This window comes from Polymorphum gilvum SL003B-26A1 (genome assembly GCF_000192745.1).
GTDB classification, from domain to species: domain Bacteria; phylum Pseudomonadota; class Alphaproteobacteria; order Rhizobiales; family Stappiaceae; genus Polymorphum; species Polymorphum gilvum.
In genome coordinates this window covers 1726894-1748342 of sequence record NC_015259.1, presented here as the reverse complement: position 1 = coordinate 1748342, position 21449 = coordinate 1726894, and the positions used below count along the sequence as shown (strand labels likewise).

The window sequence follows — 21449 nt, the reverse complement described above, 5'->3', positions numbered from 1 at the left end:
ACTTTCCGGGCGCAGAAAATCAGTACCTGGGCGGGTTCCGGCTCGTAGCACGCCCCCTTCGCCGGAAGGACATCGGAGTAAAGCCACCCGTGTCATCAAGCGAACGCCCGTTGCCGGTGCCGGCAACGGGCGCTGCTCCTGTCGCGTCCCCACGCTCCCCCAGAATTCCACGGCGGCCCGGCGCACGTCTTGTCTTGGTGCTTGTCCGGATCGCGTGCCCCACATTTGTCGGTCGCGTCCGAGATGGCAATCGAAAGGTTTCGTTAACCCTAACGAAACCTTTCCGCTGCCGGCACCCGCACTGGCATGGCGAATGCTTCGTTAACGGAAAACGGCGCGGCGACGGCGGGGCGTGTTCCAGATCCGGACAGCTCCGTCCCCGTGCAGGCCGAACGACGTGAGAGCGACAAGGGAACGGGTCAATGAAGAACGGTGTCAATCGGACGCTCTACCGGTATTGGGACGAATTGCGCGGCGCGCGGCCGGCCCCCAATCGCTCCGAGATCGACCCGGGCCGGATCCGTTCGCTGCTCGGCGACACATTCATCCTGGAGTCCGTCGACAAGGACACCTACCGCTACCGTCTCGCCGGCACGCGCCTGTGCTCGGTCCACTGCCGCGAGTTGAAGGGCCGCAACTTCCTGCGCGGCTGGAACGACGAGGATCGGATGGCCATGGCCACCATGCTGGCGGCGATCACCGAGGATGCCGCCGCGGCGGTGCTCGGCATCGACGGCCATACGGAGCGCAATCACGTTCTCAAGATGGAAATGCTGCTGCTGCCCTTGGAGGTGCCCGGCGAAGGCCGCAGTCGGGTCCTCGGCGCCTCGGTGCCGTTCGAGCGGCCCTACTGGGTCGGCATGCATCCGATCCTGCACCAGTCCATCTCCAGCCTGCGCCTGATCTGGCCGGACGAACGCCCCTATTTCCTGAAAGGCGAACTGTCCGCGCGACCTGCGATCCGGCCGGGTCTCCGGCCCGCCCAGCCGCCGCTCGTGCCGGATGCCGCCGCTCGCCGCCAGGTGCGCCATCTGACCGTCTACGACGGCGGCAAGGCGTGACCGCACGGCAGCCGCCGCCTTACACTATCTTAACCCTGCGCGCCTAGTCTTTCGGTTGCACAACCGGTGCGCAGCGCGCACTGCCGGAAGGGTATGCGATCGATGGGCCCTGCGCAGGCTGTAGAACAGGCGACCAACATCACGGCGAAGGGCATCGACCGGCGCCGGCATCAGCGCGTGGCCATCAACGTCCTCGGCCGTTTCATGCTCGAGAACCGCCAGGAGTACCCCTGCCAGGTCATCAACATGTCGCCTGGCGGCGTCGCCATGATCACGCCGGTCAGCGGTCGGGTCGGCGAGCGCGTGGTCGCCTATCTCGACCACATCGGCCGCGTCGAGGGCACCATTGCCCGCGAGATCGAGGGCGGCTTCGCCATCGCCCTGCACAATACCCAGCGCAAGCGCGACAAGCTCGCCAACATCCTGACCTGGCTCGCCAACCGCAACGAGCTCAACCTGCCCGAAGACCGTCGCCACGACCGTTTCGTGCCGAAGAACCCGATGACGCGGATGGTGCTGCCTGACGGCACCTCCTTCATGTGCCGGCTGCTCGACGTGTCTCTCTCCGGCGCCGCCCTCGCCTGCACCGCCCGCCCGCCGCTCGGCACCGAGGTCGCTCTCGGCAAGATGCGCGCACGCATCGTCCGCCATACGGAAGACGGCATCGCCGTCGAGTTCGCGGCGATCCAGAACCGCGACCTGCTCGAGCAGCACATCTCCGGCGACGGCGCCCTGTCCTGACCCCGCGCCGGCGCGCGAACCCGCCTGACGGCCCGATCTGACCAGATCCGGCCCCTTCAGGCTCACCCTGCGGCAGTTTGTTAACCTCGCTGCGGTCTTTTTCCCGCCCCGTCACACCGCGCTTCACCGCCTTCGTCCGCCCGCAATGCCCTGCGGAACGGCTTCGCCTGCCTGTTCCGCCTGCCGCGCCTACGCGCCGGGCCGGCGAGCCTTTTAGCGCGATTCCAGCACCTTGAGGACGATCGCTAAAATTCGAGACAAATTCGCCTCGAGTTTTCAGCTTGTTTTACTAAAACATTCATCTGATTAAATTTAAATGATGCTCAAATATTCGTCGAATTAATAGGCAGAACTTATTCTGAAGTAAAATAGAGCGTGTCATCTTGTTGTCAGCCTTGGGGAGGGCGACAAGATGAATGCGAAGACGAAGATCGGATTTTGCTTTACGGTTGCCTTGACTGTGGCAACGATTGCCGGCGCAGCCCGGGCGGAACCCGGCCGGTTCATGGCGATGGCAGGCAGCGCCAGCGCCCCGGTCGGCCACAAGGTCTTCTGCACGGAGAACCCGCAGGCCTGCCGCGGCGGCACGGACAGTCCGGTCGTCGTCAAGCTGACCCGCGAGCGCTGGGACGACCTGATCCGGATCAACGACGCCGTCAACGCCGAGATCCGGCCGGTGACCGACCAGGAACTCTACGGCGTGGCCGAGTACTGGACCTATCCGGACGCCGGCGCCGGCGACTGCGAGGAATTCGCGCTGGAGAAGCAGAGGCGCCTGGCCCGGGCCGGCTGGCCGGCGAGCGCGCTGCTGCTCGCGGTGGTCAAGGACCTCAAGAACGAGGGCCACGCCGTGCTGATCGTGCGCACCGATCAGGGAGACATCGTCCTCGACAACCAGATCGAGGCGGTCCTGCCCTGGTACTCGACCCCCTACCGCTTCGTGAAGCGGCAGTCGACGACCCAACCCGCCCGGTGGACGGCGATCTCCGATACCCGCGTCACCACGGTGGCCAGCATCGGCAAGTAGTCCACGTCCTTCGGGAGTTCCCGACGCCAACCGACCCGGTCGCGTCCCCACCCTCCCCATCCCTACCACGACCGGGTCGTGGGAGCCGGCCCGCCCCCGCAGGCCGGCTCCCGCCTTTTCGGGCGCGGCGATGGCGCCGCTAAAGCTTGCCCAGTTCGGCGCGGTAGCGTTGCCAGTTGCGCACGTAGCCGGCGGCGGATGCCCGGATGCCCTCCGCGGCGGCCGCATCGAGCGTGCGCACGACCTTGCCGGGCACGCCGACCACCAGCGAATTGTCCGGAATCTCCTTGCCCTCGGCGACCAGAGCATTGGCGCCGATGATGCAGTTGGAACCGATCCGCGCGCCGTTGAGGATCGTCGCCCCCATGCCGACCAGCGTGTTGGCCCCGATCGCGCAGCCGTGCAGGATCGCCCGGTGGCCGATCGTGCAGTCGGCGCCGATGGTCAGCGGATAGCCCATGTCGGTGTGGAACACGCAGCCGTCCTGCACGTTCGACCTCGCCCCGACATGGATCAGCTCGTTGTCGCCGCGCAGCACGGCGCCGAACCACACGCTGGCGTCCTCGTCGATCTGGACGCGACCGATCAGCGTGGCGGTCGGCGCGATCCAGCAGCGGCCGTCGAGCGGCAGGACCGGCGCGTCGCCATTGAGATCGAACAGCGGCATGGCCTGTCTCCCCTGCTTCCGAAGTCTCAGAAGGTTCCGGCCAGACCGATCGCGAACTGGATCATCAGCAGGCCGGAGCACACGCTCCACATGCCGGCGATCGTCGAGGACGCGAGCAGCCAACCGATCGGCCGGCCCTCGATCCGGCGCCCGCGGATGGCGTTGCGCATGATGATGAACGGTCCGGCGAAGACGCACATGACGAACGAGGCCAGCGTCCCCAGCAGGCTCTCCACCTGGATCTGGAAGCGCGGCGGGGTGTTGGTGACCAGCTGGTACAGGCTGCCGATCACGCCGGCCGCGACGAAGCCCGCGCACCCCATGTAGATCGCCAGGATTAACTCAAAATACACGATTATTAACCCCTTGTTAACCTTTCAGGGCCGAAGCTGCTCCAGCATGCTTCAAGGGTCAAGTGCAATCGGCGTGCCGGTTTGATCGTGTCGCTCACGAACCAGAAACCCTAACGGATGATGAACAGCCCCGCTCCGCCGGCCTCCCGTTTTGACACAATTGTCCTGTCTCGGGATCGCGCGGAGGGGACGATTCGTCTTCCCGACGGACGACCGGTGCGCCGGCCATGATCCCGATCGCCCCGCCCGGCCCCACCGGCATCCGCCCGCTCCATTTCACCGCCCTCACCGTCCTGCTTGCCCTGCTCGCGGCGGCCTATGTCGCCAAGATGGTTGGCGGCTGGTTCGCCGGTACCGAGCGCCTGCTGACCCGCACCGAGGAGGTCGCGCCGGTCTCCCTGTCGATCGGCCGCCACGCCTTCGCGATCCCGGCCAACATGCTGCGCCGCCCGGACCAGAGGATTCCGGGCCTGCGTCATGATCTGGTCTATCTGGAGCTGATCTGGCCGTCTCTCTCGGGCTTCACCCGGGACATGGCCTATGCCTTCGGCGACACCGGCGCGGAGTCGCGCACGATCGCCCTGGAAATCGCCGTCGCCCGGCAGGCGGAGGGCATGAGCGAGCGGCTGGACACGGTCTACAGGCGCCTCGCCCGGGGCGGTGAAGCACCGGGCCCGGCCGGCCTGACCATGCTCGACCTCGCCGGAGAGGGTGAGGCCGGAACGGATTACGTGGTGTTCGAGGCCGGTCGCGACGGCGGCTTCGTCGCCCGCTGCCAGGTCCCGCGCGACGCAGCAGCGCCCGCGTTCTGCAGCCGAGAAGTCCGGCTGGGCAGAGATCTCCTGCTCACCTACCGCTTCAAGAGAGCTGCCCTGCACAACTGGGGCCGGCTGGACCGCCGCATCCTCGACCTCGTGCACTCCCTGCGCGCATCGTGAGCGGAACGGCCCGCCGCTTCCCGACGGGACTTCAGTCCTCGTCGTCCAGATCGATCTCCAGGATCGCCATCTGGAAGTTCCAGCTCAGGTCCTCGTCCTCGTCGTCGCGGAACACGACGCCGATGAATTCGTCGCCGATATAGACCTCCGCCGAATCGTCCTTGCGCGGCCGGGCGCGCAGCTTGATCGTCGGCAGGCTGAACTTCCTGCGCAGGTAGGCCTCGATCTTCCCGATTTCGTCGGCTTTCAAGGGGCAGCTCCTTCTGCTGTCTTCATGGCGAGTCACGCGGACCCTACACCATCGGGCCGGCAAGCCAACCGTGCACGCAGGATTTTCCCGTGCTCGTTGCCCGCACCGGCTCACTCCGGCAGCAGTTGATCCATCGAGCGCGCCGGCTCCGAGCAGCCTGCCTTGCCGACGATGCGCGCCGGCACGCCGGCCACGGTCGAATTGGGCGGCACGGCCTCCAGCACCACCGATCCGGCGGCGATCCGCGAGCAATGGCCGATCTCCAGGTTGCCGAGCACTTTGGCCCCGGCCCCGATCAGCACGCCGCGGCGGATCTTCGGATGCCGGTCGCCGCGTTCTTTGCCGGTACCGCCGAGCGTCACGCCCTGCAGGATGGAGACGTCGTCCTCGATCACCGCCGTGCTGCCGACGACGAGGCCGGTGGCGTGGTCGATGAAGATGCCGCGCCCGACCGGCACCGCCGGATGGATGTCGACCTGGAACACCTCGGACGCCCGGCTCTGCAGGTAGAGGGCGAAGTCGAGCCGGCCGCGCCGCCACAGCCAGTTGGCCAGCCGGTGGGTCTGCAGCGCATGGAAGCCCTTGAAGTAGAGCACCGGCTCGAGCAGCCGCGTGCAGGCCGGATCGCGGTCGTAGACGGCCACCATGTCGACGCGGAAGATCTCGCCGAGTTCCGGCTCGTCCGCCAGGGCTTCCGAATAGGTCTGCCGGATCAGCGACGCGGAGACGACGTCGCGCCCCAGTCGGTCGCCGAGCCGGTGGATGACCGCATCCTCGAGGCGCCGATGATTGAGCACGGTCTCGTAGACGAAGGACGACAGCGCCGGCTCGCCCGCAACCATCGCCTCGGCTTCCTCCCGAAGCTGCTGCCACACGGGATCGTGCTGGGCGACCGTCCCCGCGTTCTGGCGCACGATGGAATTCGGCATGGCTTGTCTCCTTTTCAAGCCGTCATGTATCGATAACTCCTAACATAGGATTGCTCCCGACCAAACCAACCGGCAAAAGGCGGTGAACGGAATCCTGACGGATCGGCCCGCAAGGAGCCAGGAAGCGATCAGGACCGATCAGGGCCAGCCATCGGGGAGACCGCCGCGTGACCGTTTCGAACGAGCAGTTGACCGCCCGCATTCACACCGAGGTGACCGACGCCGTCGGCTGGCTCGTCGTCGACAACGCGGCTCGCCGCAACGCCGTCACGCTTGCCATGTGGCGCGCGATCCCGCCCGCCGTCGCCGCTCTCGACGCCGACCCGGCCGTGCGTGTCATCGTCCTGCGCGGCGCCGGCGGCACGACCTTCGTTGCCGGCGCGGACATCTCCGAGTTCGAGACCGTGCGCGGCGACGCCGCCTCCGCCCGCAGCTACGAGGACGAGAACGTCGCCGCCTTCGACGCCCTGCGCGCCGCGGTCAAGCCGACGCTCGCGATGATCCGCGGCTTCTGCCTCGGCGGCGGACTGGGGCTCGCCGCAGCCTGCGATCTCAGGATCGCGGAAGAGGGTGCGCTGTTCGGCATTCCCGCCGCCCGCCTCGGGGTCGGTTATCCCCCCTCCGCCCTCCGCGACATCGTCAACCTGGTCGGCCCGGCGCGCACCCGCGAGCTTCTCTACACCGCACGTCGGGTCGACGCCCGCGAGGCGGCCGCGATCGGCCTGGTTGAACGTCTGGTGCCAAGGGATTCACTCGACAGCGAAATCGCCGCCCTGTGCGCCACCCTCGCCGCCAATGCGCCGCTGACCCTGAAGGCCGGCAAACGCGCGGTCGCCGCAATTGCCGGCGCGCCGGAGCAGGCCGATTGGGCAGCCGTGCAGGCGCTGACGGACGCCTGTTTCGACAGTGCTGATTTTGCCGAGGGCCGCAACGCCTTCCTGCAGAAGCGCGATCCGGTCTTCAAGGGCCGCTGAACCGAGATGAATCGGTTCGCCAACGAGGGGCATCGGCGCGGCAGGACGCGACGCCAGCCCCCTGAAACGACTCGCCTTTCGGACCGCCCGCACGATGACTCACCGCATGAACGCGTTGAATCGTTTTCTCGGCGGCAGCCCACGGCCGCACCCGGCTGACGAGCGCCGGCCGGCACGGCACCGCCGTCTTGAATCGATCTGTGAACGCCATGGCGCATCGCCCAAGCCAAGCCGGTCTCGGCCCATGCTCCGACGCCCCGCCCAGGCGCCCTCCCGGAGGCTCGTCTGAATGCCGCTCTGACTGCCCCCTTGAATCGGAATCTGAACCTGACGATTCCGCCCCAAGCTTCTGGAATGATTCGATAAGAAACCTCTGGCTAGGCCATGCACAGCCGACCGAGAAAGCTGCGCAGGGCCTCGGCGAAGACGTCGTTGCGGTCGCCCGCCACCATGTGACCGGCCTGCTGCACGTCGACGACCTGAGCGTGTGGAACGACGCGCTGGAACTGCTCGGCATGGACCTTGGTCACCAGTTCGGACCGCCCGCCCCGGATCAGCAGCACGGGAAGGCTGAGGCTCCCCGCCGCCCGCACCAGGTCCTCTTCCGGCATCCGGTTCTTGGGCCGGCCGTGTTCGTCGCGCTCGCCGATGAAGCGCGGATCCCAGTGCCAGCGGTAGCGTCCGTCGTCGTGCAGGCGCAGGTTCTTCTTCAACCCCTCAAGCGACTTGGGCCGCTTGCGGTGCGGCAGGTAGGAGGCGACCGCCTCCGCCGCCTCCTCGACCGATCCGAAGCCCTGCTCGACGCGCTCGGACATGAAGCCCAGCACCTTGCTGACACCGTCGGGATCGACCTGCGGCGTGATGTCGACCAGGACCAGGGCGGCCATCAGGCCCGGCGCGATCAGTCCTTCGGCGACGAGGCCCGACAGCCCGCCGAGCGAGGCGCCCACGACCGCCGGCCGTGCCCCGTGCAGGCGTGTCACCTCCTGCACGGTCGCGACCAGATCCGCACCGAACTCGCTCAGGCCGTAACGCCCGGACGGCACCCAGTCGCTCTCCCCGTGCCCGCGCTGGTCGAGCGCATAGGCGACGAAGCCGTCTTCCGACAGCTGCGAGGCTGCCGCGCGCCAGGCGTGGCGCGTCTGGCCACCGCCGTGCAGGAGCAGCACTGGCGTGCCGTCCCGGCCGTACCGGCTGGCGACCAGGACGTTGTCCTCGCAGCCCCTGAAAACGATACGCTCGGACCTCATCGGCCGTCCTCCAGGAACTCCAGGACGCCCTGCTTGTAGATCTTGTCGCCGACCGCGAGCATGTGGTCCCGTCCGGTGATGTCCAGCACCTTCGCGCCCTCGATGAGGTCGGCCAGGGCGTCCGGAGACCCGGCAATGTCGTCGTTGGTGCCGACGGCGACCAGGACCGGCCGGCGGATCCTCGAGACATCCTCCTCGGTGATCTTCTGGCGCGACGAGCGGATGCAGGCCGCCAGCGCCCGCCGGTCCGACTTGGTCTGGTCGGCGAAGGCGCGGAAGGCGCGGCCCGTGCGGTCGGTCACGTCCTGCAGGCTGGCGGCCTCCAGGCCCCGGGCGATCGGCTCGGGATCGCCGACGCCGGTGATCATGCCGTAGCCGAGCCCGCCGAAGATCGCCCGCCCGACCCGGTCGGGATGATTGAGCGTCAGGAACGCGGTGATGCGGGCGCCCATGGAATAGCCCATCACATCGGCCTGCCCGATGTCGAGATGGTCGAGCAGGCGCCGCGCGTCCTCGGCCATCGCCGGCGCGCCGTAGGCGGCCGGATCGTAGAGCTTGCCGCTCTCGCCGTGGCCGCGGTTGTCGAGCGCGATCACCCGACGGCCGCTTTTCTTCAGCAGTTCCACCCAGCCCGGATAGGCCCAGTTGACCATCTTGTTCGAGGCGAAGCCGTGGATCAGCAGGATCGGCGCGCCCTCGCCCTCGTCGAGATACGCGATCTCCACGCCGTCGGACAGGAAACTTGGCATATGCACCTAACGTTTACGTAAAAGTCATTAGTGACGTTCCGCCACTGTAAGCGCATCGGATCGTCAGGGGAAGCGTTTTGCCGTCCGCACGCAGCACTCCGCCGCGCCGATTCTCGCATCGCACCCCCTACCCAGGACGGCGTCGAGGCAGTATGGTCGCCCCCATCACAGGACAGCCAATTCGGACAGGTGCTATGGCGGATCATGTCATCCCGCATTTCCAGAACGGCAGCGGCCACGACTGCATCGAGATCGGCGCGCGCGAATTCATGTGCATCGGCGCCAACCCGCCGTTCGATCACCCGCATGTCTTCCTGGACATGGGCGACGACGACCAGATCGTCTGCCCCTACTGCTCGACCCTCTACAAGTTCAACCCGAAGCTGAAGCCCACCCAGTCCGAGCCGGGCGATTGCGCCTGGCATCCCGTCGCCGCCTGAGCCCGGGAGCGGTCCGGTGGACCTGCCGGTCCTTGTCTGCGGCGCCGGCATCGGCGGCCTGACCGCGGCCCTCGCCCTCGCCCGTACCCGGTGCCGGGTCGTTGTCCTGGAACGCGCCGACCAGCTGGCCGAGGTCGGCGCGGGCCTCCAGCTGTCGCCCAATGCCACCCACGTCCTCGCCGACCTCGGCCTGCTCGAGCCCGTCCGGGCACTCGCCTGCGAGCCGGAGGCGATCCGCATCCGCTCCGCCCGCGACGGGTCGGACCTCGCCCGCGTCCCGCTCGGCGCGACCATCAAGGCTCGCCACGGCGCGCCCTACCTGGTCGTCCATCGCGGCGACCTCCAGCGCGTGCTTGCCGACGCGGTGCACGCCACCCCTGCCATCGATCTCCGGTTGGGCACGGTCCTGACCGAGGTCGACGTCGGTGAGTCTTCGGTCTCAGGTAGGTCTCCGGCAGGTCTCCGGCAGGTCTCCGGCACCGGATCGGCACTGATCGGCGCCGACGGCGTGCGCTCCTTCGTCCGCCAGTCCGTGCTCGGCGGACCGCCGGCGCGCTTCTCCGGTCGCACCGCCTATCGCGCCACCGTGCCCGCCGACCTCGTTCCCGGCGCACTTCTGCGCGAGACCGGCCTGTGGCTCGGCCGCAACGCCCATCTGGTCCACTATCCGGTCCGATCCGGCAAGGAATTCAACATCGTAGCCCTGGTCGAGGAAGACTGGAACGAGGACGACTGGTCCGCTCCCGCCTCCCGTCCGGACCTCCTCGCGCGCTTCGCCGGCTGGCCGTCCGAGGCCCGCGAACTGCTGGACCTCCCCGACCATTGGCTCAAATGGGCGCTGTGCGCGGTCGATGCCGGCACGCCCTGGGCCTCCGGCCGCACCGCCCTGCTCGGAGACGCCGCCCACGCCATGCTGCCCTTCGCCGCACAGGGCGCGGCGATGGCCATAGAGGACGCCGCCGTTCTCGCCAACTGTCTGGCGGAAAAAGGGAAATCGGTCACGGACGCGCTCCTGTCCTACCAGTCCCGGCGCCAGGCGCGGGTTGCCAGGGTCCAGCGGACAGCCGCCGAAAATGCCCGCATCTACCATCTCGGCTGGCCCGTCTGCCTCGCCCGCGACGCCGTCCTGAAGCGCAAGTCCCCCGAGGCCCTGCTCGCCCGTTTCGACTGGATCTACGGCTGGCGCCCGCCCCGTCTCGGTAACGCTTGAGCCGGCCGAAGACCTGGGCTAAAGGCTTGCCTCCAAAGAGGCCGGGAGAAGGCGCTATGGACCGGACGCAAGCCGCAGACGTCGTCACTGCCGGGTTTCTGGTGATCGGCGACGAGATCCTATCGGGCAGGACCAAGGACAAGAACATCGGCTACCTCGCCGACTACCTGACCCTGCTGGGCATCGACCTTTCGGAGGTGCGTGTCGTTCCGGACATTCACGAGCGGATCGTCGAGGCGGTTAACGCCCTGCGCGAGCGCTACGACTACGTCTTCACCTCCGGCGGCATCGGCCCCACCCACGACGACATCACCGCCGACGCCATCGCGGCAGCCTTCGGCGTCGCCATCGACCACGATCCGCGCGCGGTCGCGATTCTGGAAAGCCACTACCCGCAAGGTCAGCTCACCCCGGCACGCCTGCGCATGGCGCGCATCCCGGCGGGCGCCGACCTGATCGAGAACCCCGTCTCCAAGGCGCCGGGCTTCCGTATCGGCAACGTCCACGTCATGGCCGGCGTGCCTGCGATCATGCAGGCGATGCTCGATGCGATCGCCCCCACGCTGCGCACCGGACGGCGCATGCTGTCGCGCACCGTCGATGCCGACCTGCCCGAAAGCCGCATCGCCGAGGCCCTGCGGGAAATCCAGAAGGCCTCGCCCGGCGTCCTCATCGGCTCCTATCCGCGTACGACCGACGGCCGATTCACCACCCAGGTGGTCATCCGTTCGCGCGAGGAAGACCTTCTGGCCGCAGCAGCCGCAGCGGTCGAGCACGCCATCGCCGCCGCCGCGACCTGATTGAACAGACAGGATCAAGATCATGGAAAATCCGGAACAACCCAAAGCTTTCCCCGTCTCCTGGGACCAGTTCCACCGCGATGCGCGGGCCCTCGCCTGGCGTCTGTCGGGCCAGGGCGAATGGCAGGCGATCGTCTGCATCACCCGCGGTGGCCTGGTGCCGGCGGCCATCGTCGCGCGCGAGCTCGGCATCCGCATGATCGAGACGGTCTGCATCGCGTCCTATCACGACTATGAGAACCAGGGATCGCTGCAGGTGATCAAGCCGGTCGACCCCAAGGTGGTCGGCCTCGACGGCGGCCAGGGCGCCGGCGTGCTGGTGATCGACGATCTCGTCGATACGGGCAAGACGGCGCGCGTCGTCCGGGAGATGCTGCCCAAGGCCCATTTCGCCACCATTTACGCCAAGCCGATGGGACGGCCGATGGTCGACACCTTCGTCACCGAGGTGTCGCAGGACACCTGGATCTACTTCCCCTGGGACATGGGCTGGCAATTCCAGCCACCGCTCGCCAAGACTACTGCCGGCTGAGCCGGGCGTCGCGCTCACGTCGATGTGAAATCCGGGCGACCGCACGGCCGCCACATTCTCCCGGCATGTCGGCGCCATGTATCGACTGAATCGCACCAGCTTCCGGCAGTACCTTGCCCTCGGACTGGCCGTGTTCGCCGTCATCGCGATGACGGCTGAACCGATCTTTGCCCGGGCCGCGGCGCCTGTGACTCGCTTGGGCGATACCGCGGTCGTGCTGGCGCTCCAGTCCACCATCCTGGAGGTGGACGCCAAGGGCAATGCCGGCAAGCGATGCCAGATGCGAAAATGCCCTGAGGCGACGCCCATGCTGCCGGTACCGGTCGGCAAATCGGCGGAGGAACGCCGGATGACCTGGAGCGTCGAGGCAACTCGGTGCCCCTGCGAGCGGGTCGTCGATCTGCGAACGCCACCCCCTAGATCCCGCGCGATCGGGCCAGGCGGTGCGCGCCGCGCCGGAACGTAGGCCCCGCACAAGCGTTCTCTCGTTAGTTTGACCGGCAGCCGTCCCGGCGGGCGCCGGTACCCCCCTCCGGATCCGTATCAAGGTCGATCGATGCCTCTCTCCCGTCGCCAGTTCCTGGTCACAGCCTCCGCTGCCCTCGCTGCAGGCTGCACCTCGCGCTTCAACCAACCCATTCCCACACCCGCCCAGCCCAGAGGACCGGGCAGCGACTACGGCTCGCCGGCCGGGTTCCATATCGCTCCTGAGTATCTGCAGATGTACCGCGCCATGCCGGAGGAGCGCTTCCCCGTTCCGGCCGTCGATCTCCGCAAGATCGATCCGCGTTACTATCGTCAGATCGTGCCCTACTACAGCGCCGAACCGACCGGCACGATCATCGTCGACACGCCGCACCGCTTCCTCTATCTGACTATGGAGGGCGGCCAGGCGTTGCGCTACGGGGTCGGCATCGGCCGCGACGGCTTCGCCTGGGGCGGAACCGCCCGCATCGCCTACAAACGCGAATGGCCGGTCTGGACGCCGCCGACCGAGATGATCGCGCGCCAGCCCGAACTCGAACCCTATCGGAACGGCATGCCGCCCGGCCTCGACAACCCGCTCGGCGCCCGCGCCCTCTATATCTTCGAAGGCAACCGCGACACGCTCTACCGCTTGCACGGAACGTCGGAGTTCTGGTCGATCGGCAAGGCGGTATCGTCCGGCTGCGTCCGCCTGCTGCACCAGGACGTCATCGACCTCCACGACCGCGTGCCCAACGGCACACGGATCGTCGTGCTGCAGGCCTGAACCGCCTGACCGCGATCGCAGGATCTGAGATCGCAGGTCAGCCGGATCAGTCGATCAGGTCGACTCTGCGATCGACGGTAATGCCTTGGGGCGTGACGCTGCAACCCACCGCATAGGCCTCGACGCCGCCGGCCCGTGCGGCGTCGAAGGCAGCGCCATAGGCCCCATCGATGTCGCGGGCCAGGGTCATGCGCGTACAATCGGGCCTCTGGACCAGGAACACCATCGCGGCCCGATGGCCGTCGCGCACCATGTCGGCGAGTTCGGCCAGATGCTTCGCGCCGCGCGCGGTCACCGAATCGGGGAACTCGGCCAGTCCCGGCCGACGCATCAGGTGAACATTCTTGACCTCGACGTAGGTCTTCGCGCCGTCGGCCGCTTCCAGCAGCAGGTCCACGCGCGAGTTCCTGCCGTATTTCACCTCTCGCCTTAGCGCCGCGAAGCCGCCGAGGGCGGGAACGCGACCTGCGACCAGCGCCTCCTCGACCAGGCGATTGGGATGAGCGGTGTTGATACCGACCAGCGCGCCGTCCGCTTCGATCAGTTCCCAGGAATACTTCAGCTTGCGGCTGGGATTGTCCGACAGCGACAGGAAGACCCGCGCACCCGGCGTCTGCAGACCCAGCATCGAACCGGGATTGGCGCAATGGACGGTGACCTCCTCGCCCGTGGCGTCGAGCACGACATCGGCGAGGAACCGCTTGTAGCGCCTGACCAGGCGGGCGGAAACGAGAGGAGCCGGGAAGTCCATGCGCCTTGTTTATGCACGCCGTTCGGACGCCGCAAGGGATCGGCGGCTCATTTCGACCAGAAATCGGGATCCAGCAGCACCAGCACGGTGAACAGTTCCAGGCGCCCGAGCAGCATCGCCGCCGACAGGATCCACTTCGCCCCGTCCGGCAGCGACGCGAAGTTGCCCGCAGGCCCGATGATCGGGCCAAGGCCCGGACCGACGTTGCCGACCGCCGTCGCGGCCGCCGATACCGCAGTAACGAGGTCGAGGTCGAACAGCGAAAGCAGGAGCGTGATGATGCCCACCGACCCCAGGTAAACGACGAGGAAGGCGAGGACCGAGAACGACAGTTCCGGGGTCAGACGCGCACCGCCGTATTTTTCCGACATCACCCGGTTCGGACGCACCATGCGCCGCAGGTGTGCCCGGACGGTTCCGAAGAACACCAGGAACCGGAAAACCTTGATGCCGCCCGACGTCGACCCCGTGCAGCCGCCGACAAATGTCAGCAGCAACGCAAGGCCAACAACGGGAGCTCCCCACTCGCTGTAGTCTCCCATGGCGAATCCCGTCGTCGTGACGACGGAAACAACATTGAACGTTGCCTTCAGCAGGGCCTCGTCGAGGGGAAAATCCAGCTTGACCCCGAGATAGATGGTCAGCCCGAGAGAGACCAACGCTAGAAAGGCGAGCAGTGTGCGCACCTGGGGATCGCGCCACAAAAGCAGCGGCTTGCCGCGCAAGGCCTGGATCAGAAGCACGAAAGGCAGTGCGCCGATAGTCATGAACACAACCGCGACCCAGCCGGCCGCCGAATTGGTGAAAAAGCCGAATGAGACATCGTGGGTGGAATAGCCTCCCGTGGCGATGGTCGTCAGCCCGTGGTTGACAGCGTCGAACAGATCCATCCCGCTCAAAAGGAACCCGACGACGCACAGAGCGGTCAGGAACAGATAGACAAGGCCGAGAAGCCGGATCAGTTCGACCGATCGACCGACGATCTTCTCGCTTCGATCGGAGCTTTCCGTCTGGAACAGCTGCATGCCGCCAATGCGCAGGAAGGGCAGAAGGACGATGGCCATGACGACGATGCCGATACCGCCGACCCATTGCATGAGCGAGCGCCAGACGAGCAGGCCGGGAGGCAGGGAATCAAGTCCGCTCAGAATCGTGGACCCGGTCGTGGTGAAGCCGGACACCGCTTCGAACACCGCATCCACGTAGCTGACGCCGAGCCACAGGAATGGCAGCGCGCCGAACGCCGGCAGAGTCACCCAGGCCATGGTCGTCAGGATGAAGGTCTGGCGCATGTCCAGTCCTTCGTGCAGCGAGCCGCCGACGGCGATCGACAGCAGCATCCCGACAAGGCCCGTCAGCAGCGCGGAAAATACGAAGGCCTGCCAGTCGGGATTCTTGGCCGCGACGTCGACGATGGCCGGAATCAGCATGGCGGTGGCGAGGCCGACATACAGGAACCCGAGCACATTCAAGACGGGGCGTAATGAAATCAAGATCCGTATCCCGCACCACAATCGAACCGCTGCGCGCCGGCATGGCGGACAGAGGCATTTCCAGCGCTGGACATTGCCTCGGGCGCTCTCGCCTGTCGAGTGCGGATTGCGGCGGAACTTCGCCTGGGCGGTAAACCGTCCGCCGGCGCCGCCTCTCCCCGCTCCTGGCATTAGGACATGTGGTGCGGACGGCGGGGATCGAACCCGCATGACCGAAGTCGAGGGATTTTAAGTCCCTTGCGTCTACCAGTTTCGCCACGTCCGCGTGCAGGCGCTTCCTGCCTAGCGGCGTCGGTGGCGAACCGCAAGCGTCTTGCGCGGGGCGGAAGCAGACCCCGCCGCCATTCTCTGCCGACCGGTCGCGGTCCGTCTTTCCATCCGGTGTGCTGCGCACCATAATGGCCGGGACCGACCGGCGACGGTCACAGGCAACCGAGGATGCGTTTCGCCTCTGGAAATCCGGCGGGCGCAAGGGTATTGCGGCAAACGACGATCCCGTCGATCATGGCGGCGCGGCAAAGGGCGCGCGCGACGGCACGAAAAGCAGCGGAAACGAAGTCCAGAATGGTCACCTACATCGACGCGGCGACGGCGCCTCTGAAAAACACCGGACAGATCCGTCTTTACACGCCCGAGGATTTCGCCGGCATGCGGCGGGCCGGCCAACTGACGGCTGTCTGTCTGGACGCCCTCGTCGATCTCGTGCGGCCGGGCGTCACGACCCAGGAGATCGACGAGTTCGTTCGCGGTTTCTGCCTCGACCACGGCGCCCTGCCGGCGACGCTCTATTACCGCGGCTACACCAAGTTCAGTTGCACGTCGATCAACCACGTCGTCTGCCACGGCATCCCCAACGACAAGCCGCTGCGCGAGGGCGACATCGTCAACATCGACGTCACCTTCATCGTCGACGGCTGGCACGGCGATTCCAGCCGCATGTATCCGGTCGGCGCCATCAAGCGCGCCGCCGAGCGCCTGCTCGAGGTCACCTACGAATCCCTCATGCTCGGCATCGCGGCCGCCAGGCCCGGGAACACGACGGGCGACATCGGCGCCGCCATCCAGACCTTCGTTGAGAGGGAGCGCTGCTCCGTGGTGCGCGACTTCTGCGGCCACGGCGTCGGCAGACTGTTCCACGACACCCCGAACATCCTCCACTACGGCCGGCCCGGCGAGGGAGTCGAGCTGAAACCCGGCATGATCTTCACCATCGAGCCGATGGTGAACCTCGGCCGGCCGCAGGTGAAGGTGCTCAGCGACGGCTGGACGGCGGTCACACGTGACCGCTCCCTGTCCGCCCAGTTCGAACATTCCGTCGGCATAACGGAAGATGGCTGCGAGATCTTTACGCTGTCGCCCGGCGGACTGCATCGCCCCGGCTTCGACGGAAAATAAGACGGTCGGAGGCCTTTCCTGTGAGCAGCGAGGAAAACGGCTTCAAGGAAAAACCCGGCCTCAAGCACTACCACGGGCACCGCGAGCGCCTGCGCGAGCGCTTCCGCACCCTCGGCGCCGACGGCCTCGCCGACTACGAACTGCTCGAACTCCTCCTCTTCCGCTCGATCCCGCGCAAGGACACCAAGCCGATCGCCAAGGACTTGCTCACGCGCTTCGGATCCTTTGCCCAGGTCCTCGCCGCTCCCCGCGCCCGGCTGGCGGAGGTCAAGGGGATCGGCGACCAGGTGGCCGACGACCTCAAGCTCGCCCAGGCCTGTGCCGAGCGCTTCGCCAGGAACCAGGTGCCGCAGCGCGTCGAACTCTCCTCATGGTCGAAGCTCAACGACTATATTCACGCGGCCATGGCCTATTCCGAGCGGGAGGAATTCCGGATCCTGTTCCTCGACAAGAGGAACGGCCTGATCGCCGACGAAGTCCAGCAGCGCGGCACGGTCGACCATACGCCGGTCTATCCGCGCGAGGTGATCCGCCGTGCGCTCGAACTCTCCGCGACCGCCGTCATTCTGGTGCACAATCACCCCTCCGGCGACCCGACGCCCTCGCGCGCCGACATCCAGATGACGCGTCAGATCGTCGATATCGCCAAACCGCTCGGCATCGAGGTCCACGACCACATCATCGTCGGACGCGAAGGTCAGGTCAGCTTTCGCGGCCTGCAGCTGATCTGAACCATCCTGCCTTGCGCCGCCCCATGTTCCTAGCCATCGCATGGCGGCAAGTGCCTGAAGGCGCAACCCAAGGCAATCGCCAGAAGGAGGCGAGGACAGTCATGAGGATCGACCGCAAAGTCTGACCCTACCGCAAGAATGAATAAATTCATTTTTAACTAAGCGCATCGGCCATTCTTTAACACATCTTCTTTGATAGTGCCCGAAAGGGAATCCGGGCGGCGTATTGATGAATACAAAAAAAACCTCGACAGGTGGGAAGATTGCCGATGCCATCATCATCCCGGTGACTGGCATTGTGGTGTTCGCCATCTTGTTCGTGTTCGCCCTCATGCTCTGGTCGTCGCGTCTCACCGACCGCACCGCCGAACAGAGCGAGCGCAACCTGATCGAGGGCGCGATTCATCTCAAGCTGGATCAGATCGCCAAGCAGCAGGAAGATGCTGCAGTCTGGGACGAGGCCTATTTCAGGACCATCCCGACTGCCCAGGATCCGGACTGGCTTAAGCGCAACGTGGCGGAATGGCTTGACCAGAGCTACGGCCACACCAAGAGCTTCATCCTCGGTCCAGACCGCACCGTAATCGCCCGCCATGATCGTTCAGGAGCGACGGATTGGCTTGACCAATCGGTGCTCTCGGACCTCAGGATGCCGCTCGCCCGGGTCCGCGCCCGCTTCATCACCAGTTTCACCCGGACCGCGTCCGGGATCTTCCGGTTTCAACCGGTCTTCAATGACTACAACCAGTCGATCTTCGAAACCGGCGCGGTGCTGATCGACGGCTCGCCGTACTTTTTCAGCGCCACCGCCATCTCTCCCGACCTGCACACGATCGGCATCCAGCGCCATCCGCCGGCGGTTCTGGTCAGTTTCGTGCCCATCGACCGCCAGATCCTGCACCGGCTCGCGGAGATGGCTGGGTTGAGTGGCCTGCATCCGAGCCGCCAGCATGACGACGCCCTCGACTTGTCGACCATTATCTTGAAAAGTCCAAACCGGCAGCCGGTGGTCACGCTGTCGTGGCAATCCAGCAAGCCCGGCTCGGACATGCTGTCGCGCGTCTTGCCGGTCCTGGTCCTGCTGGCGCTGGCGATCGGCACGCTGACGGCGCTGGTGATGGGTTACGCCCGCAGCGCCACGCGGAAGCTGGCGGCGAGCGAGGCCAAGGCCGTCCATGCGGCCCAGCACGACAGCCTGTCCGGCCTGCCGAACCGGGTCTATTTCACCCGCATGCTGTCCCGCTCGCTCGCAGACTGGAAGGAGCAAGGCGGCCTGATCGCCGCCGTCTACATCGACCTCGACCATTTCAAGGACATCAACGACACGCTCGGTCACGCCGCCGGCGACGAGGTGATCCGCGCCGTCGCCCTGCGCCTGCGTGGCGTGGTGCCCGCAAACGGCATGCTCGCCCGCATTTCCGGTGACGAGTTCGCCCTGATTCTGCGCGACTGCGCCTCGCGCAAGCTGATCGAATGCCAGCTCGACCGCATTCAGGACGAACTCGTCCGCCCGGTGAAGGTCTCCGGGACCGAGCTCTACGTCAGCATGTCCATGGGTGCGGCGGTCGCCCCACAGGACGGGCTCGGATCCGGCGAACTGCTGCGCAAGGCCGACATCGCGCTCTACGACGCCAAGGCCAACGGCCGAGGCCGCTGGTCGTTCTTCGATCCGGTCATGGAGGAGGACGTCCGGACGAGGGACAACATCGCCCGCGAACTGCGGCACGCAATCGACACGAACGCCCTGTCTGTCGCCTATCAGCCTCAGGTGGACGGGATCACCGGGCGGTATGTCGCGGTCGAGACGCTCGTGCGCTGGGCCCATCCCGAGCGCGGACCGATCAACCCGGCCAGCTTCGTGCCGATCGCAGAGGAGACCGGCCTGATCAACGATCTGGGGCTATGGGTTCTGCGGCGCGCCTGCCAGGATGCCCATCGTTGGCCGGACGTGGCGATCTCGGTCAACATTTCCCCGACCCAGTTTCGCCATCCCCGTTTCGTCGATCACGTCATCGCGACCTTGGCAGCCTACGACCTGCCGCCCTCACGGCTGGAGATCGAAGTGACGGAATCTGTGTTCGCCGGGAAGGACTCGGTCATCCTGACAGCCATGCGACAGCTCAAGGAACTGGGTGTGCGGATTGCGCTCGACGACTTCGGTTCCGGGTATTCCAGCCTGAGCTATCTGCGCCGGTTTCCCTTCGACATCCTCAAGATCGATCGGGATTTCGTCTCGAACGTCGGCGAGTGCGAACAGGCACGGGCGATCCTGCGCACGATCGTCGATCTCGGCAGTGCGCTCGGCATGACCGTCGTTGCCGAAGGCATCGAGACGGCCGAGCAGGAACGTTTCCTGATGGCGATCGGCTGCGATCGGCTTCAGGGCTACTACATCGCCCGGCCGGGTTCCGGCGAGGAGATCGAGCCGATCATTCTTGGTCGCGGTCTCGACGTGCCGACGTCATTGGGAAGCCGGCTGGCGAGCTGACGGACTGGGCCAGCCTCATTCGTCGGCGGCAAGCCCCTGCAGGATCGCGCAATCCGGATCGGCATCGCCCCGGCAGGTGGCCACCATGTCACCCAGCGTCCGGCGCAGGTCGAGCAGCTCCTCGATCTTGCTGTCCAGTGTGCGAATATGGGCTTCCGCCACCCGCTTGACGTCCGCACTGGCCCGGGTCGGATCCTCCTGGAACTGCAGCAGGCTGCGGCAGTCCTCGATCGAGAACCCGAGCCCCCGCGCCCTCTTCAGGAAGCGCAGGCGGTCGACATCGCGGGCCGAGTAGTACCGATAGCCATTCTCCTGGCGCAGGGGCCGGACCAGCCCGATGTCCTCGTAGTAGCGCAGCGTCTTTGCCGGCAGGCCGGTTTCCTGCGCCGCATCGCCGATGTTCATATCGCAGACCTTCCGTCGCCTCGCCCCCGACCGAACCTAGGCGGGGCCAGTCTAGACCAGCCCGAGGCGTCGGTTCAATTCGTCCGAGACCTGGCGCAGCGCCGTGAACGGGGTGCTGCCCCCCGCCAGCAGGCCTTCCTCCTCGGCGAGGCGCAGGCCGGCCTTGCCGAATTGCACGCGGACCATGTCGCGCAGCCATTGCGCCTGCTGCGCCGCGCGCTTGCGCGCAAGGCGTCCGACCTCGCCGAGGAAGTCACGGTGCGCGTCGACCTTCTCGATCAGGTCGCCGATGCCGACACCGTCGCGCGCGGAAAGTTGCAGCACCGGCACCGGCCAGCCGCCGGTCGCGACCCTGCCCAGCGACAGGGCGCCTTCGACATCCGAGACAGCACGGCGCGCGGCCTGGCCCATATCGCCCTTGGTGACCGCCACGATGTCGGGCAGTTCCATGACGCCGGCCTTCATGAACTGCAGGCTGTCGCCGGAGCCGGGCTGGATGCACAAGACGACGGTATCGACCGCAAAGGCGACATCCGCCTCCGACTGGCCGATGCCCACCGACTCGACGATCACCCGGTCCATCGCAGCGCGTAGGATGGCGATCCCCGCAATGGCATGGTCGGACAGGCCACCCAGACGGTCGCGTGCCGCCATCGAACGCACGAAAACGCCCTGGTCATCGGGATCGGTCGACAGCCGCGTCCGATCACCGAGCAGCGCGCCGCCGGAGAACCGCGACGACGGATCGATCGCCAGGACACCGACCGTCTCGCCACGCGCCCGGAAAGCCCGTATCAGGGCGTTGGTCAGCGTCGACTTGCCGACGCCCGGCGGTCCCGTCAGGCCGAGCACATGGCTGCCGTCCGCCCGGCAGGCCGCATCGAGAAAGTCGGCCAGCTCCGCTGATCCTTCTTCGGCCTCGACCCGCGAGAGGGCGCGCGACAGCGCCAGCTTTCCGGCGCCTCTCAGGCTGTTCGAAACATCGTCCGCACCGGCCGCCATCGCCGCAGACT

The 21449-nt window shown here is 66.6% G+C and carries 25 protein-coding genes and 1 tRNA gene; 14 read left to right on the top strand and 12 right to left on the bottom strand.

Annotated features, from left to right (window positions below):
• The first annotated feature begins 422 nt into the window (after positions 1-422).
• From SL003B_RS08255 to SL003B_RS08245, 3 genes are all read left to right on the top strand, one after another.
• Complete coding sequence (locus tag SL003B_RS08255; RefSeq protein ID WP_013652381.1) at positions 423-1061, top strand: PAS domain-containing protein; 639 nt, start codon at positions 423-425, stop codon at positions 1059-1061.
• Positions 1062-1163: 102 nt separating this feature from the next.
• Complete coding sequence (locus SL003B_RS08250; RefSeq protein WP_013652380.1) at positions 1164-1802, top strand: PilZ domain-containing protein; 639 nt, start codon at positions 1164-1166, stop codon at positions 1800-1802.
• A gap of 505 nt (positions 1803-2307) precedes the next feature.
• Positions 2308-2829: a transglutaminase-like cysteine peptidase gene (locus SL003B_RS08245; RefSeq protein WP_242390355.1), complete on the top strand. Its 522-nt coding sequence runs from the start codon at positions 2308-2310 to the stop codon at positions 2827-2829.
• A 139-nt stretch (positions 2830-2968) separates the two neighbouring features.
• Here SL003B_RS08245 and SL003B_RS08240 read toward each other — a convergent pair whose 3' ends face one another.
• Positions 2969-3496: a gamma carbonic anhydrase family protein gene (locus SL003B_RS08240; RefSeq protein ID WP_013652378.1), complete on the bottom strand. Its 528-nt coding sequence runs from the start codon at positions 3494-3496 to the stop codon at positions 2969-2971.
• Between the two features lie 26 nt (positions 3497-3522).
• Positions 3523-3849, bottom strand: a complete 327-nt coding sequence (locus SL003B_RS08235) for a DUF6949 family protein (protein ID WP_148259272.1) — start codon at positions 3847-3849, stop codon at positions 3523-3525.
• 227 nt (positions 3850-4076) lie between these two features.
• Between SL003B_RS08235 and SL003B_RS08230 the strand changes: the two genes are divergently transcribed.
• Positions 4077-4787, top strand: a complete 711-nt coding sequence (locus SL003B_RS08230) for a hypothetical protein (protein WP_013652376.1) — start codon at positions 4077-4079, stop codon at positions 4785-4787.
• 31 nt (positions 4788-4818) lie between these two features.
• Here SL003B_RS08230 and SL003B_RS08225 read toward each other — a convergent pair whose 3' ends face one another.
• A complete protein-coding gene (locus SL003B_RS08225; protein WP_013652375.1) occupies positions 4819-5037 on the bottom strand; it encodes a DUF3126 family protein in 219 nt (72 codons plus the stop codon).
• A gap of 110 nt (positions 5038-5147) precedes the next feature.
• Positions 5148-5966, bottom strand: coding sequence for a serine O-acetyltransferase (gene cysE, locus SL003B_RS08220; RefSeq protein ID WP_013652374.1), 819 nt, complete (start codon positions 5964-5966; stop codon positions 5148-5150).
• 167 nt (positions 5967-6133) lie between these two features.
• Between cysE and SL003B_RS08215 the strand changes: the two genes are divergently transcribed.
• Complete coding sequence (locus SL003B_RS08215) at positions 6134-6940, top strand: enoyl-CoA hydratase (protein WP_013652373.1); 807 nt, start codon at positions 6134-6136, stop codon at positions 6938-6940.
• Positions 6941-7317: 377 nt separating this feature from the next.
• Here SL003B_RS08215 and SL003B_RS08210 read toward each other — a convergent pair whose 3' ends face one another.
• Together SL003B_RS08210 and SL003B_RS08205 are read right to left on the bottom strand one after the other, a co-directional pair.
• A complete protein-coding gene (locus SL003B_RS08210; protein ID WP_013652372.1) occupies positions 7318-8190 on the bottom strand; it encodes an alpha/beta fold hydrolase in 873 nt (290 codons plus the stop codon).
• Positions 8187-8939, bottom strand: a complete 753-nt coding sequence (locus SL003B_RS08205) for an alpha/beta fold hydrolase (RefSeq protein WP_013652371.1) — start codon at positions 8937-8939, stop codon at positions 8187-8189. Before SL003B_RS08205 ends, SL003B_RS08210 begins: the two co-directional genes overlap by 4 nt.
• A gap of 194 nt (positions 8940-9133) precedes the next feature.
• Between SL003B_RS08205 and SL003B_RS08200 the strand changes: the two genes are divergently transcribed.
• The 6 genes from SL003B_RS08200 to SL003B_RS08175 all read left to right on the top strand — a co-directional run bounded on the left by SL003B_RS08200 (position 9134) and on the right by SL003B_RS08175 (position 13173).
• The gene (locus SL003B_RS08200) at positions 9134-9379 is read left to right on the top strand and encodes a zinc-finger domain-containing protein (protein WP_013652370.1); all 246 of its coding nucleotides are present in this window, start codon (positions 9134-9136) and stop codon (positions 9377-9379) included.
• A 16-nt stretch (positions 9380-9395) separates the two neighbouring features.
• Positions 9396-10589 (top strand): FAD-dependent monooxygenase, encoded by a 1194-nt coding sequence (locus SL003B_RS08195; protein WP_013652369.1) that lies wholly within the window; start codon positions 9396-9398, stop codon positions 10587-10589.
• 56 nt (positions 10590-10645) lie between these two features.
• Positions 10646-11389, top strand: coding sequence for a competence/damage-inducible protein A (locus SL003B_RS08190; protein WP_013652368.1), 744 nt, complete (start codon positions 10646-10648; stop codon positions 11387-11389).
• A 22-nt stretch (positions 11390-11411) separates the two neighbouring features.
• Positions 11412-11921, top strand: coding sequence for a xanthine phosphoribosyltransferase (gpt, locus tag SL003B_RS08185; RefSeq protein WP_013652367.1), 510 nt, complete (start codon positions 11412-11414; stop codon positions 11919-11921).
• Positions 11922-11997: 76 nt separating this feature from the next.
• Positions 11998-12387 (top strand): hypothetical protein, encoded by a 390-nt coding sequence (locus SL003B_RS08180; RefSeq protein ID WP_013652366.1) that lies wholly within the window; start codon positions 11998-12000, stop codon positions 12385-12387.
• Between the two features lie 90 nt (positions 12388-12477).
• Entirely contained in the window at positions 12478-13173 is a 696-nt protein-coding gene (locus SL003B_RS08175) for a L,D-transpeptidase (RefSeq protein ID WP_041375443.1), read from the top strand.
• 46 nt (positions 13174-13219) lie between these two features.
• Here the strand turns inward: SL003B_RS08175 and sfsA are convergent, their stop codons facing one another.
• From sfsA to SL003B_RS23530, 4 genes are all read right to left on the bottom strand, one after another.
• Complete coding sequence (gene sfsA, locus SL003B_RS08170) at positions 13220-13924, bottom strand: DNA/RNA nuclease SfsA (RefSeq protein ID WP_013652364.1); 705 nt, start codon at positions 13922-13924, stop codon at positions 13220-13222.
• 47 nt (positions 13925-13971) lie between these two features.
• Positions 13972-15438 (bottom strand): TrkH family potassium uptake protein, encoded by a 1467-nt coding sequence (locus tag SL003B_RS08165; protein ID WP_242390354.1) that lies wholly within the window; start codon positions 15436-15438, stop codon positions 13972-13974.
• A gap of 159 nt (positions 15439-15597) precedes the next feature.
• Positions 15598-15682, bottom strand: a tRNA-Leu gene (locus tag SL003B_RS08160).
• A gap of 157 nt (positions 15683-15839) precedes the next feature.
• The gene (locus SL003B_RS23530; protein WP_158306630.1) at positions 15840-15989 is read right to left on the bottom strand and encodes a hypothetical protein; all 150 of its coding nucleotides are present in this window, start codon (positions 15987-15989) and stop codon (positions 15840-15842) included.
• On the opposite strand from SL003B_RS23530, the gene map reads away from it, so the two are divergent.
• The 3 genes from map to SL003B_RS08145 all read left to right on the top strand — a co-directional run bounded on the left by map (position 15982) and on the right by SL003B_RS08145 (position 20031).
• A complete protein-coding gene (map, locus tag SL003B_RS08155) occupies positions 15982-16812 on the top strand; it encodes a type I methionyl aminopeptidase (protein WP_013652362.1) in 831 nt (276 codons plus the stop codon). The genes SL003B_RS23530 and map overlap by 8 nt on opposite strands.
• Before the next feature lie 20 nt (positions 16813-16832).
• Positions 16833-17543, top strand: a complete 711-nt coding sequence (gene radC / locus SL003B_RS08150) for a RadC family protein (RefSeq protein WP_013652361.1) — start codon at positions 16833-16835, stop codon at positions 17541-17543.
• Between the two features lie 229 nt (positions 17544-17772).
• The gene (locus SL003B_RS08145) at positions 17773-20031 is read left to right on the top strand and encodes a putative bifunctional diguanylate cyclase/phosphodiesterase (protein ID WP_041375441.1); all 2259 of its coding nucleotides are present in this window, start codon (positions 17773-17775) and stop codon (positions 20029-20031) included.
• A 15-nt stretch (positions 20032-20046) separates the two neighbouring features.
• Here the strand turns inward: SL003B_RS08145 and cueR are convergent, their stop codons facing one another.
• Together cueR and meaB are read right to left on the bottom strand one after the other, a co-directional pair.
• On the bottom strand, positions 20047-20436 hold the full coding sequence (cueR, locus tag SL003B_RS08140) for a Cu(I)-responsive transcriptional regulator (RefSeq protein WP_013652359.1): 390 nt from the start codon (positions 20434-20436) through the stop codon (positions 20047-20049).
• A gap of 51 nt (positions 20437-20487) precedes the next feature.
• Positions 20488-21438, bottom strand: coding sequence for a methylmalonyl Co-A mutase-associated GTPase MeaB (gene meaB / locus SL003B_RS08135; RefSeq protein ID WP_013652358.1), 951 nt, complete (start codon positions 21436-21438; stop codon positions 20488-20490).
• Positions 21439-21449 lie beyond the last annotated feature (11 nt).